Here is a 12,996-nt window from a genome sequence, read left to right as displayed (position 1 = left end):
CGCCGCCCCACGAGGGCAACCGCGCGGATGCGGTATTCGTCCCTCCTTGTGGCGACGGCGCTCAGGGGCCGAGCCGGCACGAGGAAGGGCGAGTGGAAGAGACCGCATGCTCCGCATTCACTTCACGTCGACCGATCTTCAGAACATCCGCGTCGCCCGGCAGCCCGATCCGCTGTGGGAACTGGTCTGCAGCGTCTGCCGGTTGGAGACGGGGCAGGGGCCGCTGGACTTCGGCCACTGGCGGCGCGCGGCCCGTGAGCGTCTCTCCCAGGACGCCGCCGCGGGCCGCGCGCTGGGCCCGCTGCGCGCGCTGATCCCGGCGGCCGGCTACATCCCGGACTTCCTCACGCCGCCGGTCACCGGTGGTGGCCTCGCCGCGGGCCTGGACGAGTTACGGGGCACGCCTCGTGCGCGGCTGACCCGCGAGCTGACGCGACTGGCCGAGGCGCGCCCGCTGCCCGCGTGGACGACCTCGCTGGGCCGGCCCGGCGGCGACGGGCTCAGGCCCCTGACCGTCGCTCTCGGTACCTACTTCCGCACCCTGCTGGAGCCGTACTGGCCGCACATCCGCACGGCCGTCGGCAACGATGTCGACGTGCGCTCCCGGGCCCTGCTCGACGGCGGTACGCAGGCCCTCCTCGCCGGCATGGGGCCGCTGGCACGCTGGCGGGCCCCGGTGCTCGAAGTGGACTATCCCACCGAGCGCGATCTGCACCTGGAGGGGCGTGGCCTGCTGCTCGTCCCGTCGTACTTCTGCTGGCGCCGGCCGACCGCGCTGGCCGATCCGGGCCTGGATCCGGTGCTCGTCTACCCGGTGGCGAAGGCCCCGCTCACCGTCGCCACGACCACGGACGACGGACTGGAACGCCTGCTGGGCCGCACCCGGACCGCCGTACTCGCCGAGGTCGCGGACGGCGGCCCGCGCTCCACGTCGGAGGTGGCGCGGGCGGTGGGGATCGCCTTGCCCAGCGCCAGCTACCAGATCGGCGTCCTGCGCGACGGCGGTCTCCTGGCGAGCCACCGCGACGGCAAGTACGTCCTGCACACGGCGACCCTCCTGGGACTGCGGCTGCTGGGCACGGGCAGTTCTTCCGGGGCCGGGTGAGCCCTCGCCCCGGCCCCCGGCACCGACACCAGCACCGACACCGGCATCGGCGCGGGGCTCCCGCACCGGCACCAGGCTCCCGCCCGGGCTCCCGCACCGGCACCAGGCTCCCGCCCCGGCTCCCGCACCGGCACCAGGCTCCCGCCCGGGCTCCCGCACTCGTCGGCGCGTGGCATGATCGAGGCCATGCCTGAACGTGTTGTGGCCGCCTGCGACGGGGCCTCGAAGGGAAACCCGGGACCCGCCGGATGGGCCTGGGTCGTCGCCGACGGGGACGAGAGCCCCACCCGCTGGGAGGCCGGCCCGCTGGGCACGGCGACCAACAATGTCGCCGAACTGACCGCGCTGGAGCGCCTGTTGACGGCCGTCGCGCCCGATGTGCCGCTGGAGATCCGGATGGACTCCCAGTACGCGATGAAGGCCGTCACCACCTGGCTGCCCGGCTGGAAGCGCAAGGGCTGGAAGACGGCCGCCGGGAAGCCCGTCGCCAATCAGGAGCTCGTCGCCCGTATCGACGAGCTCCTCGACGGCCGCACCGTGGAGTTCCGCTACGTCCCGGCGCACCAGGTGGACGGCGACCGGCTCAACGACTTCGCCGACCGGGCGGCGAGCCAGGCCGCGGTGGTGCAGCAGCCCGCGGGCAGTGACCTGGGGTCCCCGGAGCCGCCGCCCTCCCCGGACACCCCCGCCCCGGCCTCGTCGGCCCGGCGCCGCGCCTCCGCCAGGCCCACGCGGACGGGCACGTCGACCCGCACCATCAAGGCGAAGTTCCCCGGCCGCTGCGTCTGCGGCCGTTCCTACGCGGCGGGCGAGTCCATCGCCAAGAACGCGGAGGGCTGGGGGCACCCGGAGTGCCGGACGGGCGCGGCCTGAGGCCCGGCAGTACGGACCGGCCGTCGCGACGGCGACGGCCGGGGCCGCGTGTCCCGCGCGAGCGCGGGAGTGATCCACCGGGCCGGAGCGGGCCCGGTCAGGCCGTGTCGAACGTGTAGAACTTGGTGTGGTCCAGCAGGTCCGACGGCCGCACGTCGTTCCACGGCTTCATCGTCTCCCCCACGTCCACCACGTTCGGGGTGCCGGCGAGCGGCAGATAGCCGGAGTTCGGGTGCCGACGCTGCCAGTCCGCCCACAGCTTGTCTATGTAGGCGTGGTGGAGCCAGAAGACCGGGTCGTTGGGGGAGACCCCGGTGGCCATCTGGCCGCCCACCCACACATGCACCCGGTTGTGGAGGTTGACGCCGCGCCAGCCTTCGAGGTGGTTGCGGAAGCCGTCCGAGGAACTGTTCCAGGGAGCCATGTCGTACGTCGTCATGGCGAGCACCGACTCCACCTCGGCCCGCGTGGGCAGCTCCCGCACACCGGCGCCGAGCGAGCGGCGCAGATAAGTGCGGCTGTCGACACGTACGTTGATCGGCCAGTTGCCCGAGGAGGCCGCGAACGGGCCGTCCGTCACCCGTCCGTCGAGGCTGCGCCCGGTGCCGCCGAGGAAGTCGGGCGCCCACAGCGAGGAGCGCGTCGTGCGGTCGGTGCTCCAGTCCCAGTACGGCAGCGCGACGGAGGCGTCCACGGACTGCAGCGCCTGCTCGAACTCGATGAGGAATCTGCGATGCCAGGGCAGGAACGACGGTGAACGGTGGCCCGTCCGTTCGCCGTTGTCGGTGTCACCGAGGATGAAGGCGTTGTGCGTCGTCACGAAGGCGTCGTAGCGGCCACTGCGCTTGAGCTGCACCAGCGCGTCGACGAAGCGCCGCTTCTCGTCTGCGGTCAGGTTCGCCTGGTTCTTGCGTACGGTCATGTGCGGGACTCCACGATCTGCTTGCGGGTGGTTCAGTTGCCGTTGAAGGGGACCAGCGGAGCGCCCTGGAGCTCGACGACCGCGGCGCGTGCGGCGGCACGCGGGGTGGCGACCGGGTCGTAGTGGCTGACGACGCTGATCCAGCTGCCGTCGGCGTTCTGCATCACGTGCAGTTCCACGCCGTCGATGAACACGGCGTATCCGGCGCCGTGGTGGTGTCCGCCGCCGGTCGCGGGGCGGCCCTGTATGCGGCGGCCCCGGTACACCTCGTCGAAGGACTCGGGCTGTCCGCCGTGGTGATGGTCCGGCGTCGGTGCGGCGGTCGCCGGGGTCGCGGTGACCGCGGCGGCACCGGCCGCGGCGGTGAGAGCTGCCGCGGCACCGAGGGCGCGGCGACGAGTGAGTTCCGGCATGCGGATTCCTCCGTTGATCGGCTCGGTAGATGACCCGTTATGCCTATCGGGTCGTCAAAGAGCGGGAGAAATCGCCGAATGTCGGTTGGCTGCGATCAGGACAATCACGTACATGCGGTGCAAGATTGAACGAAGATGATCTTGCTGTGCGGGGCGTCCGGCGGTCGCCGGAGGGAGGAATTCCTCCCGTGCGCGGGTCCGCTGTCGATGATCTTGCGGCGCCGTTCCTCTGTGAGTGGTGCGGCTCACGCGCACAGACTGACGCGATCCGGGCCCGCGTTCCGCCGTGATCCGTGGAATGTCGCCTCCTGCTACTCTTCGTGGCCAATCGACCGCTCTGTGCGACAAAAGGGGAGTGCGCGTGAAGATCGCGTGCGTCGGCGGCGGACCCGCCAGCCTGTACTTCTCGATCCTGATGAAGCGCCAGGACCCGTCCCACGACATCACCGTCCACGAGCGGAACCCGGCCGGATCCACGTACGGCTGGGGGGTGACCTACTGGTCCTCCTTGCTGGACCAACTCCGCGACGGCGATCCCGAGTCGGCGCGCGCCGTCGCCGAGGCATCGGTCCGCTGGAGCGACGGAGTCGCCCACGTGGGGGACCGCACGACGGTGCACCACGGCGACGAAGGCTTCGGCATCGGCCGACGCCGGCTCCTCGACCTGCTCGCCGAACGGGCCCGGACCCTCGGCGTGCGCGTCGAGTTCGAGCACGAGGTTCCGGCCGACCCGCTGCCCGACGCGCACCTCGTCGTCGCCGGAGACGGCGTGAACAGCACGCTCCGCGACCGCCGCGCCCAGCACTTCGGCCCCGAACTCACCCATGGGCAGAACCGCTACATCTGGCTCGGCACCACCAAGGTCTTCGACTCCTTCACCTTCGCCTTCGTCGAGACCGGCCACGGGTGGATCTGGTGCTACGCCTACGGGTTCGGCGAGGACGCCAGTACCTGTGTCGTGGAGTGCGCCCCGCGGACCTGGACCGGTCTCGGGCTCGACCGGGCGGACGAGGCGGAGGGGCTCGCCGTCCTGGAGAAGCTCTTCGCCGACCTGCTGGACGGACACCCGCTGATCGGCCGGGCACAGGCCGACGGCACCGCCCAGTGGCTCACCTTCCGCACCCTGGTCAACCGGACCTGGCACCACGGCAACCTGGTCCTGATCGGCGACGCCGCCCACACCACCCACTACTCGATCGGCGCCGGCACCACCCTCGCCCTGGAGGACGCCATCAGCCTCGCCCGAGCGCTGCGCGAGCACCCGGAGATGGAGTCCGCCCTCGCCCACTACGAGCAGGAGCGCAGGTCCGCGCTCCTGCCGGTGCAGAGCGCGGCCCGTCTCAGCGCCCAGTGGTACGAGAACCTCCCGCGCTACATCGGCCTCCCACCGGCGCAGATGTTCGCCCTGCTCGGCCAACGGCACTCGCCGCTGCTTCCTTACGTGCCGCCGCAGCTGTACTACCGCATGGACCGCGCGGCGGGGCGGCTGGAAGTGCTGCGCCGCTTCAAGCGCTGGCTGGGGCCGCGAGTGGCCCGCACGGTGCAGTCACGCTCCCGCCCGTAGCGGCCGAAGCGGTCTCCAGGAGGACGCGCGGTTGGGTGAATGATGATTCACCGATAAGGTGAATATGAATTCACCTGGTTTCCGCATTGACTTCTGGAGCACCCATGACAGCCCTGCGGGACCGGCTCACCGTCCCCGTCCTGGCCTTCGGCGGCATCCTCATGGCCGTCATGCAGACCGTGGTGGTCCCGCTGCTGCCGGGCCTGCCGCGGCTGACGGGTGCCCCGGCGAGCACGGTCTCCTGGATGGTCACGGCGACCCTGCTGTCCGGAGCCGTCCTGACGCCGGTCCTCGGCCGTGCGGGAGACATGTACGGCAAGCGGCGCGTCCTGCTGATGGCCCTGGCGCTCATGACGGTCGGCTCGCTCCTGTGCGCCCTCACGTCGGACATCGGCGTCCTCATCGCGGCCCGCGCCCTGCAGGGCGCGGCGGCCGCCGTCGTGCCGCTGTCGATCAGCATCCTGCGCGACGAACTGCCCCCGGCGAAGACGGGATCCGCGGTCGCGCTGATGAGCTCCACCGTGGGCATCGGCGCCGCGCTCGGACTGCCGCTCGCCGCGCTCGTCGTCCAGTACGCCGACTGGCACGCCATGTTCTGGGCGACGACCGCGCTCGGCGCCTTCGGGCTCGCGCTCGCCTGGTGGGCCGTGCGCGAGTCGCCCGTCCGCGAGCCGGGCCGCTTCGACACGCTCGGCGCGCTGGGCCTGGCCGCCGGACTCGTGTGCCTCCTCCTCGGCGTGTCCCAGGGCGGCACCTGGGGCTGGACCAGCCCCGGGATCGTGGGCCTCTTCGTCGGCTGCGTCCTGATACTCGCCCTGTGGTGCCGGCAGCAGCTGCGCGCCGAACGCCCGCTGGTCGACCTGAAGCTGGCCGCCCGGCCGCGCGTCGCCCTCCCGCACATCACGGCGCTGCTGACCGGATTCGCCTTCTACGGCAACTCCCTGGTGACGGCGCAGCTGGTCCAGGCTCCCGAAGCGACCGGCTACGGCCTCGGCCTGTCCATCGTCGCGACCGGCCTGTGCCTGCTGCCCGGCGGAGTGACCATGCTGCTGCTCTCGCCCGTCTCGGCCCGCATATCGGCGGCCCGGGGCCCGCGCGTCACGCTGGCCCTCGGCACGGCGGTGATCGCCTTCGGCTATCTCCTGCGCATCATGGACAGCCGCGACCTGTGGATGATCATCGTGGGCGCCACGGTCTGCGCGACCGGCACCACCCTCGCCTACTCCGCCCTGCCCACCCTGATCCTGCGGGCGGTGCCGGCCGGGCAGACCGCGTCCGCCAACGGCGTCAACGTCCTGATGCGCACCATCGGGCAGGCCGTGTGCAGCGCCGCGGTCGCCGCCGTCCTCGTGCATCACACGAGCCTCGTCGGGGGTGCCCCGGTGCCCACGCTGCACGGCTATCTGCTGGCCTTCGTGATGGCGGGTACGGTCGCACTGGTGGCCTGCGCCGCCGCTCTCTCGATACCCGGCGACCCCGCCTCCCGCGGCACCCGGCGCAGCCGCGGCCGTACCGGGGCCCGCCGTGACGAGGCCCTCGAAGGAGCATGAGAACAGTGATCACCCCGCACCCCGGCGACACGGCGTCCCCCGCCGGCGCCCGGCACGAGGACGACGTGACGGGGACACCCGCGCCGCGTCGCGACGCCGAGGCGACGAAGGCGGCCATCCTCCGCGCCGCCCGCCATCTGCTGGCCCGGCACGCCCACGGGGACATCACGCTCAAGGCGGTCGCCGAGCGGGCCGGGGTGAGCGCGCCGCTGATCCTCAAGTACTTCGGCAACAAGGACGCGCTGTTCGCCCGCGTGATGTCCTTTGGGTCGGACGCCGAGGCCCTGCTGGACGCGCCTTTGCCGGACCTCGGCCGCCACATGGTCCGCCACCTCCTCGAAGGCCAGACCCTGCGCGGCGCCGACCCGGTCCTGCGGATCGTCTTCGCCCCGCTCCACGGAGAACAGGGCGACATCCTGCGCGCCAACTTCCGCACCCAGGTCAGCGACCGTCTCGCCGACCGACTCACCGGCCCCGACGCGGGCCTGCGCGCCGAACTCGCCGTCGCCACCCTGCTCGGACTCGGCGTCATGTACGGCATCGCGCGCGGTGCGCACCTGCGCGCCGCGGAGATCGAGGACATCGTCGACCGGTACGCGCCGGCGGTGCAGAACCAGCTCACGCCGTGATCCGCACCGGCCGCGGCTCTCGCGCCGGCCGCGGGCTCAGCTCACCCCGTTGGGGCGGAACTGCACACTGATCCGGGGTCCCGTGGCGCGCGCCGACTTGGGGACGGCGTGCTCCCAGGTCCGCTGACAGGAACCGCCCATCACGATCAGGTCGCCGTGGCCGAGAGGCCGCCGCACGGTGTCTCCCCGCCCGTGCCGAGGCCGCAGCAGCAGGTCGCGCGGGGCACCCACGGACAGGATCGCCACCATGGTGTCCTCGCGGGCGCCCCGGCCGATCCGGTCCCCGTGCCAGGCCACGCTGTCGCGGCCGTCCCGGTAGTAGCAGAGGCCGGCCGTGGTGAACCGCTCGCCCAGTTCGTCGGCGTAGTGCGCGGACAGCGCGTCCCGCGCCTCGTCGAGCACGGGGTGCGGCAGCGGATCGTCCGCGCGGTAGTGGGCGAGCAGTCGCGGTACGTCGACCACCTGCTCGTACATCTGCCGTCGCTCCGCCCGCCAGGGCACCTCGGCGGCGAGCCGCGCGAAGAGCGCGTCCGCGCCGCCGAGCCAGCCGGGGAGCAGGTCGATCCATGCCCCGTCGCCCAGGACGGTGCGGCGCAGTCCGTCCAACGGACCGAGGTGGAGCTCGTCGGTCTGGTCGAAGAGCGAGCCCTGGAGATGCGTGGCCATGTGGCCAGCGTACCTCTGTAATCGAAAATATGTTCCATACCGAGGCCGGGGCCGGAACCGGGCCGGACAGCCCCGCTCGGCGGGCGGGAGGCCGGTCCGGCTCCCTCAGTGGACCGGCCACCCGCCCGCCCCGCTCACCAGGGGACCGGGCCGGACGCGTCGAAGTAGCCCCCGGTGGGGCCGTCGGAGCCGATCCGCGCCATGCGGACGATGATCTCGGCGCCCTGCTCGACGGTCTGCGTGCCCGTGTTGCCGTTCAGGTCGGTCGCGGTGAAGCCGGGCTCGACGCAGTTGATCCGGATGTCGGGGAAGGCCTTCGCGTACTGGGCGGTGATCATGTTGACCGTGGTCTTCGACGCCGGGTAGGCGATGCCCGGATAGCCGTACGCCGGGGTGTCGGGATCGGTGACCAGGGCCATCGAGCCGAGGCCGCTGCTCACGTTCACCACGACGGGGGCGGCGGACCGGCGCAGCTGCGGCAGGAACGCGTGCGTGACGCGCACCACGCCGAAGACGTTCGTCTCGAACGTGGCCCGCATGGTCTCGGCCGTCTCGTCGGCGGCGCCGATGACGGTGTTGCCCTCGCCGCGCCCTTCGATGCCGGCGTTGTTGATCAGCACGTCCAGTCCGCCGTCGGCCTCGACGGCCTTCGCGGCCGCGGTGACGGAGGCGTCGTCGGTCACGTCGATCACGACGGCCCGTGCCCCCAGCTCCTCGGCGGCCTGCCGCCCGCGCTCCGGGTCGCGGCTTCCCACGTAGACGGTGTGACCCGCGGCGACGAGCCGGCGGGCGGTCTCGAAGCCGAGACCCTTGTTCGCTCCTGTGATGAGTGTCGTAGTCATGGCTCCAGGCTCCGGCGGGGCGGCGCGGTCAGCCAGGCGTCCCGTCTTCCTGGGACCGCCAGTACCAGGAAGACGGGCGCGAAGCGGTGCACAGTGGGGGCATGGCGAGTACGGAGTTCGGGAGCACGGTACGGCGGTGGCGCGACCGCGTCCCGCCACAGGCGGCGGGACTGCCCGCGGGCGGGCAACGGCGCGCGGCCGGGCTGCGTCGCGAGGAGCTGGCCCTGCTGGCCGGGATCTCGGTGGACTACGTCACCCGCCTCGAACAGGGCCGGGCGACCAACCCGTCGGAGCAGGTCGTCGAGGCGCTGAGCCGGGCGCTGCGGCTGTCCGGCGCCGAGCGCGAGCATCTCTTCCGCGTCGCCGGGCTCGTGCCACCGGGCCGTGACGCCGTCCCCGCCCGCATCACGCCGAGCGTGCACCGCCTGCTGGACCGGCTGGCCGGGACGCCCGTCGCGGTCTACGACGCGGCCTGGACGCTGCTGCTGTCCAACCCTCTGCACGCGGCCCTGATGGGCGACCCCTCCGGGTGGCGCGGCCATGAACGCAACGGCGTCTGGCGTGCCTTCCTCGGCCCGGCCAGCCGGGCCCGCTACACGCCCGAGGCCCGGCGCGCCTTCGAGGAGGGCCTGGTCGCCGACCTGAGGGCGACCGCGAGCCGGTACCCGGCGGACCAGCGCCTGGCACGGCTGATCGCGGAACTGCGGGCGAAGAGCGAACGGTTCGCCGGGCTGTGGGACTCGGGCGCGGTCGGCCGGCACCAGGCGTCGCGGAAGACCGTCGACCACCCGCAGGTGGGTCCGCTGACGCTGGACTGCGACGTGCTCAGCGTCGCCGGTGACGACCTGCGCATCATGGTCTACACGGCGGAGCCCGGCACGGACGACGCCGAACGCATGGCGCTGCTCGGGGTGATCGGCACACAGTCGCTCGTGGAGTCCTGAGCGGCGCTGCCGCCCGGCCGCGGCCGGGCGGCAGCGCGGTGTCGCGCAGGCCGGTCCTCAGAGCTCGGCGAGCACCTCGCGGATCACGTGCTCCGCGTTGGCCGCGATCACGGGGTTCGTCGTGCGGTAGTAGGGCAGTTGGACGAGAGCCATGGACAGGGCCCAGCCGCGCCCTCGTGCCCAGGTGGCGTCGTCGGCGCCCGCCGCGTCGCGGAACGCGGGCCGCGTGGAGGCGGGCAGCAGGTTCCAGGCGGCGATCAGATCGCAGGCCGGGTCGCCCGTGCCGACCGTGGCGAAGTCGAGGACGGCGGAGAGCCGGCCCTGGTGGACGAGCAGGTTCATGGGCATGAGGTCGGAGTGGACCCACACGGGCGGGCCCGTCCACGGCGGCTGTGCCAGCGCCGCCTCCCAGGCCGCTGTCGCGGCCGTCGTGTCGACCGTGCCGTGCAGTGCGGCGATCGCGGTACGCGTCTCGGCGTCCACGGTGGCGAGCGGCCCGCCACGGTAGGCGGGCGGACCACCGGGCAGATCGACGTCCCGCATCGCGGCGACGAACCGGCCCAGGCCGAGGGCGAGTTCCTCCGCGTCGTCGAGGGCGCCGACCGTGGGAAGCTCCCCTTCGAGCCAGCGGAGCACTCCCCACGACCACGGGTAGTCCTCGCCGGGCGGGCCCACGGCGAGCATCTCCGGGACGGGAACCGGCAGGAGCGGGGCGAGCCGCGGCAGCCAGATGCCTTCTTTCACCACATCGTCGGCGCCCGCCGGGATGCGGGGGAGGCGGACCACCATGTCGTCGCCGAGCCGGTAGAGCGCGTTGACGGTCCCGGCCGACTCGACGCGTTTCAGCGGCAGTTCGGCCCACTGCGGGAACCGGGCGGCCAGCAGCCGTCTGACGAGTGCGTCGTCGAGCGGCGCCTCGTGGGCGTGCATCGGGCCTGCGGGCATCGGCGCCTGCTTCCGTGGATTCGGTGGGATCAGCGGGTCCCGCGGGCCGGTCGAGAGGAGCCGCGGTGAGGTCAAGTCCCGCCATCCTGCGACGCGTTCGGGCCCCGGCACAACGCGATTTGGGGCTTCCTCACCCTCCCAGGCAACCTCGCGGGCACCGGCTTCGTCTTGATCGGCAACGGGTGGGTGGCGCGTCGGACTCGGTGGGACAGGGATTCCCGGGTGAAAATCCGACGCACTATACGCTGCGCGTATACATGATGTGTATACGCAGTGTGCATAGCTGCGTCGTCGCACGACGGCCGCCCTTCCGGACAAGCAGGCAGCGCCACCGCCGAGCCGCGAACGAACACGGCCGAACGGTGGCAGACGGAAAGGCATTCATGTACGGCAAGGCCTTCGCCCCGGAGTACCAGGGCGCTTTGACCACTCTCTCCGTGAACTCCTCGCTGACCGACGTCCTCGCGGCCGGCACCGAACAACTGCGCGCGGCCGAACGTGCGGGTGAGCACGGTGAAGCGGCCCGCTCGGGCCTCGCGGTCGCCGAGGCGCACCGTCGCCTCGGGCAGGTGAAGGACGCCGACCGGGCGTGGAAGGCGAGCTACCGCACGGCTCGCGCGGCCGGTGACACGGCGGCGATGGCATGGGCACTGTGGAGCGGCGGGACACTGGCCCGGCAGCGCGGCGCGTTCCCGCTGGCGTGGCGGCTGCTGCGGCTCGCCGCCGAACTCGGCGAGAGCGCGGGCGACATCGTCGTGCGTGGCTACTCGCTGGCGGGGATGGCGGAGACCGGCCGCATCCAGGGCGACTACGCGGCCGTGACGGCCCTGCACGAACAGCTGCTGGCCGAGGCCCGCAAGCGCGGCGAGGCCCGCCACACCGTGTGGGCCCTGGAGGGAATCGCGCAGATCCATCGCAACACGGGTGCCTACGACACCGCGTACGCCATGTTCGAGGAGGCGGCGGAGATCGCCGCGCGGGCCGAGGACCGGCGCGGCCATGCCTGGGCCCTGCGGGGTCTCGCCGACATCGTCTCCGTCCGGGACGGGGACGCGGACCGCGCGCTGGAGCTGCTGAGCGAGGCGGAGCTGTCCTGCCGCGCGATGAAGCTGTCCGGCGCCCTCGCCTACAACCACAAGATGCGGGGCAACGTCCTGTACCGGGCCGGGCGTTACGAGCAGGCCCGCGAGGTGTACGCGCTGGCGCTCGCGGAGTTCGAGGCGATGAGCGAACCGCGCGGCCGGGCCCTGTCACGGCTCGGACTGGTCAAGTGCCTGGCCCGACTCGGACGCGACCGCTCGGAGACCGCCGCCGATCTCGCCGAACTGGCCCGGGTGCTGGAACGCATCGGGCTGCGGCACGCCCGCCGGATGGTCGAAAGCGCACGAACCGAACTCGGCCTGACGGCAACGGCGGAGGTGGCCCGATGAGCCCCACCGCCCTCCAGTCACCGCCCGGCGCACCGGAGATCCTGCGTCGCAGCCGCGCGCTCGTCGCCCCGGCCCTCGCGCAGGCGGTCGGGAGCCTGCACCCCTGGGTGGCCGAGATGGCCGGATACGCGCTGGGCCACTGCGAGGTCGGCGGCACCCCCGCGACCGGCGCCCAGGGCAAGGGCGTACGGCAGGCGCTCGCGCTGCTCGGTGCGGAGGCCGCCGGGGGTCCGGCCGAGGCGGGCGTGCCGGGTGCGGTCGCGGTCGAACTCGTGCACACCTTCTCGCTGCTCCACGACGACATCATGGACGGTGACGCGCTGCGCCGGGGCCGCCCGGCGGTGTGGAAGGCGTACGGCACCGGACCCGCCGTCCTCGCGGGCGACGCGCTGTTCGCGCTGGCCGTGGAGACCCTGGCCGCCGCACCGACCGGGGTCCGAACCGCCCGCGCCGTACGGCAGTTGACCACCGCACTGGGTGACCTGGTGCGGGGCCAGGCCGACGATCTGCTGTTCGCCGGACGGCCCTGGACGGGGCCCGGGGCGGTGGGTGTGGTGGAGTACGAGGTGATGGCCGAGGGCAAGACCGGTGCGCTGCTCGGTGCCGCGCTGGCCCTCGGGGCCCAACTGGCCGGCGCGCCGGGGGAGACGGCTGCGGTCCTCGACCGTGCCGGCCGGCATCTCGGAGTGGCCTTCCAGATCGCCGACGACCTGCTCGGCATCTGGGGCGATCCGGCCGTCACGGGCAAACCGGTCCACGGTGATCTGCGGCAGGGGAAGAAAACCCTTCCGGTCCTCGCCGCCTTGAAAGCGCCCGGCGGGGCCGCACTGGCGCAACTCCTCGCCTCGGAGCCCCCTCTGGACGACGTGGAGGTGCGCCGTGCGGCGGCCCTCGTGGAGCGGGCCGGCGGGCGCGCCGCGGCCGAGCGGGAAGCCCGCCGTCATCTCGCCTCGGCGGAGGAGCTCCTGGCCGGTGCGTCGCTCGCCCCGGACGCGGCGAGCCGGCTCGGCGTGCTGCTGTCCTCTCTCGCGGACCGGACAGTCTGACACCGGTGAGCCGACGGCCCGTCGACTCCGTCGGTTCCGTTCGCTCGGCGCCGACCGTGCTGCGACA

The 12,996-nt window shown here is 72.9% G+C and carries 13 protein-coding genes; 8 read left to right on the top strand and 5 right to left on the bottom strand.

Annotation, left to right across the window (positions count from 1 at the left end):
• The first annotated feature begins 106 nt into the window (after positions 1-106).
• Together BKI49_RS00925 and BKI49_RS00920 are read left to right on the top strand one after the other, a co-directional pair.
• Positions 107-1,105: an ArsR/SmtB family transcription factor gene (locus tag BKI49_RS00925; protein WP_095932202.1), complete on the top strand. Its 999-nt coding sequence runs from the start codon at positions 107-109 to the stop codon at positions 1,103-1,105.
• 174 nt (positions 1,106-1,279) lie between these two features.
• Positions 1,280-1,978 (top strand): ribonuclease H family protein, encoded by a 699-nt coding sequence (locus BKI49_RS00920; protein ID WP_095932201.1) that lies wholly within the window; start codon positions 1,280-1,282, stop codon positions 1,976-1,978.
• Between the two features lie 97 nt (positions 1,979-2,075).
• On the opposite strand, the gene melC2 is transcribed toward BKI49_RS00920, so the two are convergent.
• Positions 2,076-2,900 (bottom strand): tyrosinase MelC2, encoded by an 825-nt coding sequence (gene melC2, locus BKI49_RS00915; RefSeq protein ID WP_095932200.1) that lies wholly within the window; start codon positions 2,898-2,900, stop codon positions 2,076-2,078.
• Between the two features lie 32 nt (positions 2,901-2,932).
• The gene (gene melC1 / locus BKI49_RS00910) at positions 2,933-3,313 is read right to left on the bottom strand and encodes an apotyrosinase chaperone MelC1 (protein WP_095932199.1); all 381 of its coding nucleotides are present in this window, start codon (positions 3,311-3,313) and stop codon (positions 2,933-2,935) included.
• 361 nt (positions 3,314-3,674) lie between these two features.
• Here melC1 and BKI49_RS00905 point away from each other — a divergent pair, with 361 nt between their 5' ends.
• The 3 genes from BKI49_RS00905 to BKI49_RS00895 all read left to right on the top strand — a co-directional run bounded on the left by BKI49_RS00905 (position 3,675) and on the right by BKI49_RS00895 (position 7,056).
• Positions 3,675-4,877: an FAD-dependent monooxygenase gene (locus BKI49_RS00905; protein WP_179332282.1), complete on the top strand. Its 1,203-nt coding sequence runs from the start codon at positions 3,675-3,677 to the stop codon at positions 4,875-4,877.
• 104 nt (positions 4,878-4,981) lie between these two features.
• Complete coding sequence (locus BKI49_RS00900; RefSeq protein WP_095932197.1) at positions 4,982-6,427, top strand: MFS transporter; 1,446 nt, start codon at positions 4,982-4,984, stop codon at positions 6,425-6,427.
• Positions 6,424-7,056: a TetR/AcrR family transcriptional regulator gene (locus BKI49_RS00895; RefSeq protein WP_095932196.1), complete on the top strand. Its 633-nt coding sequence runs from the start codon at positions 6,424-6,426 to the stop codon at positions 7,054-7,056. Before BKI49_RS00900 ends, BKI49_RS00895 begins: the two co-directional genes overlap by 4 nt.
• A 36-nt stretch (positions 7,057-7,092) precedes the next feature.
• Here the strand turns inward: BKI49_RS00895 and BKI49_RS00890 are convergent, their stop codons facing one another.
• Both BKI49_RS00890 and BKI49_RS00885 read right to left on the bottom strand, forming a co-directional pair.
• Positions 7,093-7,722: an alpha-ketoglutarate-dependent dioxygenase AlkB gene (locus BKI49_RS00890; protein ID WP_095932195.1), complete on the bottom strand. Its 630-nt coding sequence runs from the start codon at positions 7,720-7,722 to the stop codon at positions 7,093-7,095.
• A 134-nt stretch (positions 7,723-7,856) separates the two neighbouring features.
• Positions 7,857-8,564 (bottom strand): SDR family oxidoreductase, encoded by a 708-nt coding sequence (locus BKI49_RS00885; protein WP_095932194.1) that lies wholly within the window; start codon positions 8,562-8,564, stop codon positions 7,857-7,859.
• Positions 8,565-8,665: 101 nt separating this feature from the next.
• Here BKI49_RS00885 and BKI49_RS00880 point away from each other — a divergent pair, with 101 nt between their 5' ends.
• Entirely contained in the window at positions 8,666-9,508 is an 843-nt protein-coding gene (locus tag BKI49_RS00880; RefSeq protein WP_095932193.1) for a helix-turn-helix transcriptional regulator, read from the top strand.
• A gap of 57 nt (positions 9,509-9,565) precedes the next feature.
• Here BKI49_RS00880 and BKI49_RS00875 read toward each other — a convergent pair whose 3' ends face one another.
• On the bottom strand, positions 9,566-10,453 hold the full coding sequence (locus BKI49_RS00875; RefSeq protein WP_095932192.1) for an aminoglycoside phosphotransferase family protein: 888 nt from the start codon (positions 10,451-10,453) through the stop codon (positions 9,566-9,568).
• A 383-nt stretch (positions 10,454-10,836) separates the two neighbouring features.
• Between BKI49_RS00875 and BKI49_RS00870 the strand changes: the two genes are divergently transcribed.
• Together BKI49_RS00870 and BKI49_RS00865 are read left to right on the top strand one after the other, a co-directional pair.
• Positions 10,837-11,883, top strand: a complete 1,047-nt coding sequence (locus tag BKI49_RS00870) for a tetratricopeptide repeat protein (RefSeq protein ID WP_095932191.1) — start codon at positions 10,837-10,839, stop codon at positions 11,881-11,883.
• The gene (locus tag BKI49_RS00865) at positions 11,880-12,929 is read left to right on the top strand and encodes a polyprenyl synthetase family protein (RefSeq protein WP_095932190.1); all 1,050 of its coding nucleotides are present in this window, start codon (positions 11,880-11,882) and stop codon (positions 12,927-12,929) included. Before BKI49_RS00870 ends, BKI49_RS00865 begins: the two co-directional genes overlap by 4 nt.
• Positions 12,930-12,996: the final 67 nt, after the last annotated feature.

It is taken from the genome of Streptomyces sp. Tue6028 (assembly GCF_002300165.1).
In the GTDB taxonomy this organism is placed as follows: domain Bacteria; phylum Actinomycetota; class Actinomycetes; order Streptomycetales; family Streptomycetaceae; genus Streptomyces; species Streptomyces siamensis.
Note: the sequence above shows the minus strand (reverse complement) of the source record. Positions and strands in the feature narration are given on the sequence as shown.

Excerpts from the sequence above, each read along its gene's own strand:
- BKI49_RS00925 (WP_095932202.1), top strand. The coding sequence starts at position 107 with ATGCTCCGCATTCACTTCACGTCGACCGATCTTCAGAACATCCGCGTC.
- BKI49_RS00920 (WP_095932201.1), top strand. The coding sequence starts at position 1,280 with ATGATCGAGGCCATGCCTGAACGTGTTGTGGCCGCCTGCGACGGGGCC.
- melC2 (WP_095932200.1), bottom strand. The coding sequence starts at position 2,900 with ATGACCGTACGCAAGAACCAGGCGAACCTGACCGCAGACGAGAAGCGG.
- melC1 (WP_095932199.1), bottom strand. The coding sequence starts at position 3,313 with ATGCCGGAACTCACTCGTCGCCGCGCCCTCGGTGCCGCGGCAGCTCTC.
- BKI49_RS00900 (WP_095932197.1), top strand. The coding sequence starts at position 4,982 with ATGACAGCCCTGCGGGACCGGCTCACCGTCCCCGTCCTGGCCTTCGGC.
- BKI49_RS00895 (WP_095932196.1), top strand. The coding sequence starts at position 6,424 with ATGAGAACAGTGATCACCCCGCACCCCGGCGACACGGCGTCCCCCGCC.
- BKI49_RS00890 (WP_095932195.1), bottom strand. The coding sequence starts at position 7,722 with ATGGCCACGCATCTCCAGGGCTCGCTCTTCGACCAGACCGACGAGCTC.
- BKI49_RS00885 (WP_095932194.1), bottom strand. The coding sequence starts at position 8,564 with ATGACTACGACACTCATCACAGGAGCGAACAAGGGTCTCGGCTTCGAG.
- BKI49_RS00880 (WP_095932193.1), top strand. The coding sequence starts at position 8,666 with ATGGCGAGTACGGAGTTCGGGAGCACGGTACGGCGGTGGCGCGACCGC.
- BKI49_RS00875 (WP_095932192.1), bottom strand. The coding sequence starts at position 10,453 with ATGCCCGCAGGCCCGATGCACGCCCACGAGGCGCCGCTCGACGACGCA.
- BKI49_RS00870 (WP_095932191.1), top strand. The coding sequence starts at position 10,837 with ATGTACGGCAAGGCCTTCGCCCCGGAGTACCAGGGCGCTTTGACCACT.
- BKI49_RS00865 (WP_095932190.1), top strand. The coding sequence starts at position 11,880 with ATGAGCCCCACCGCCCTCCAGTCACCGCCCGGCGCACCGGAGATCCTG.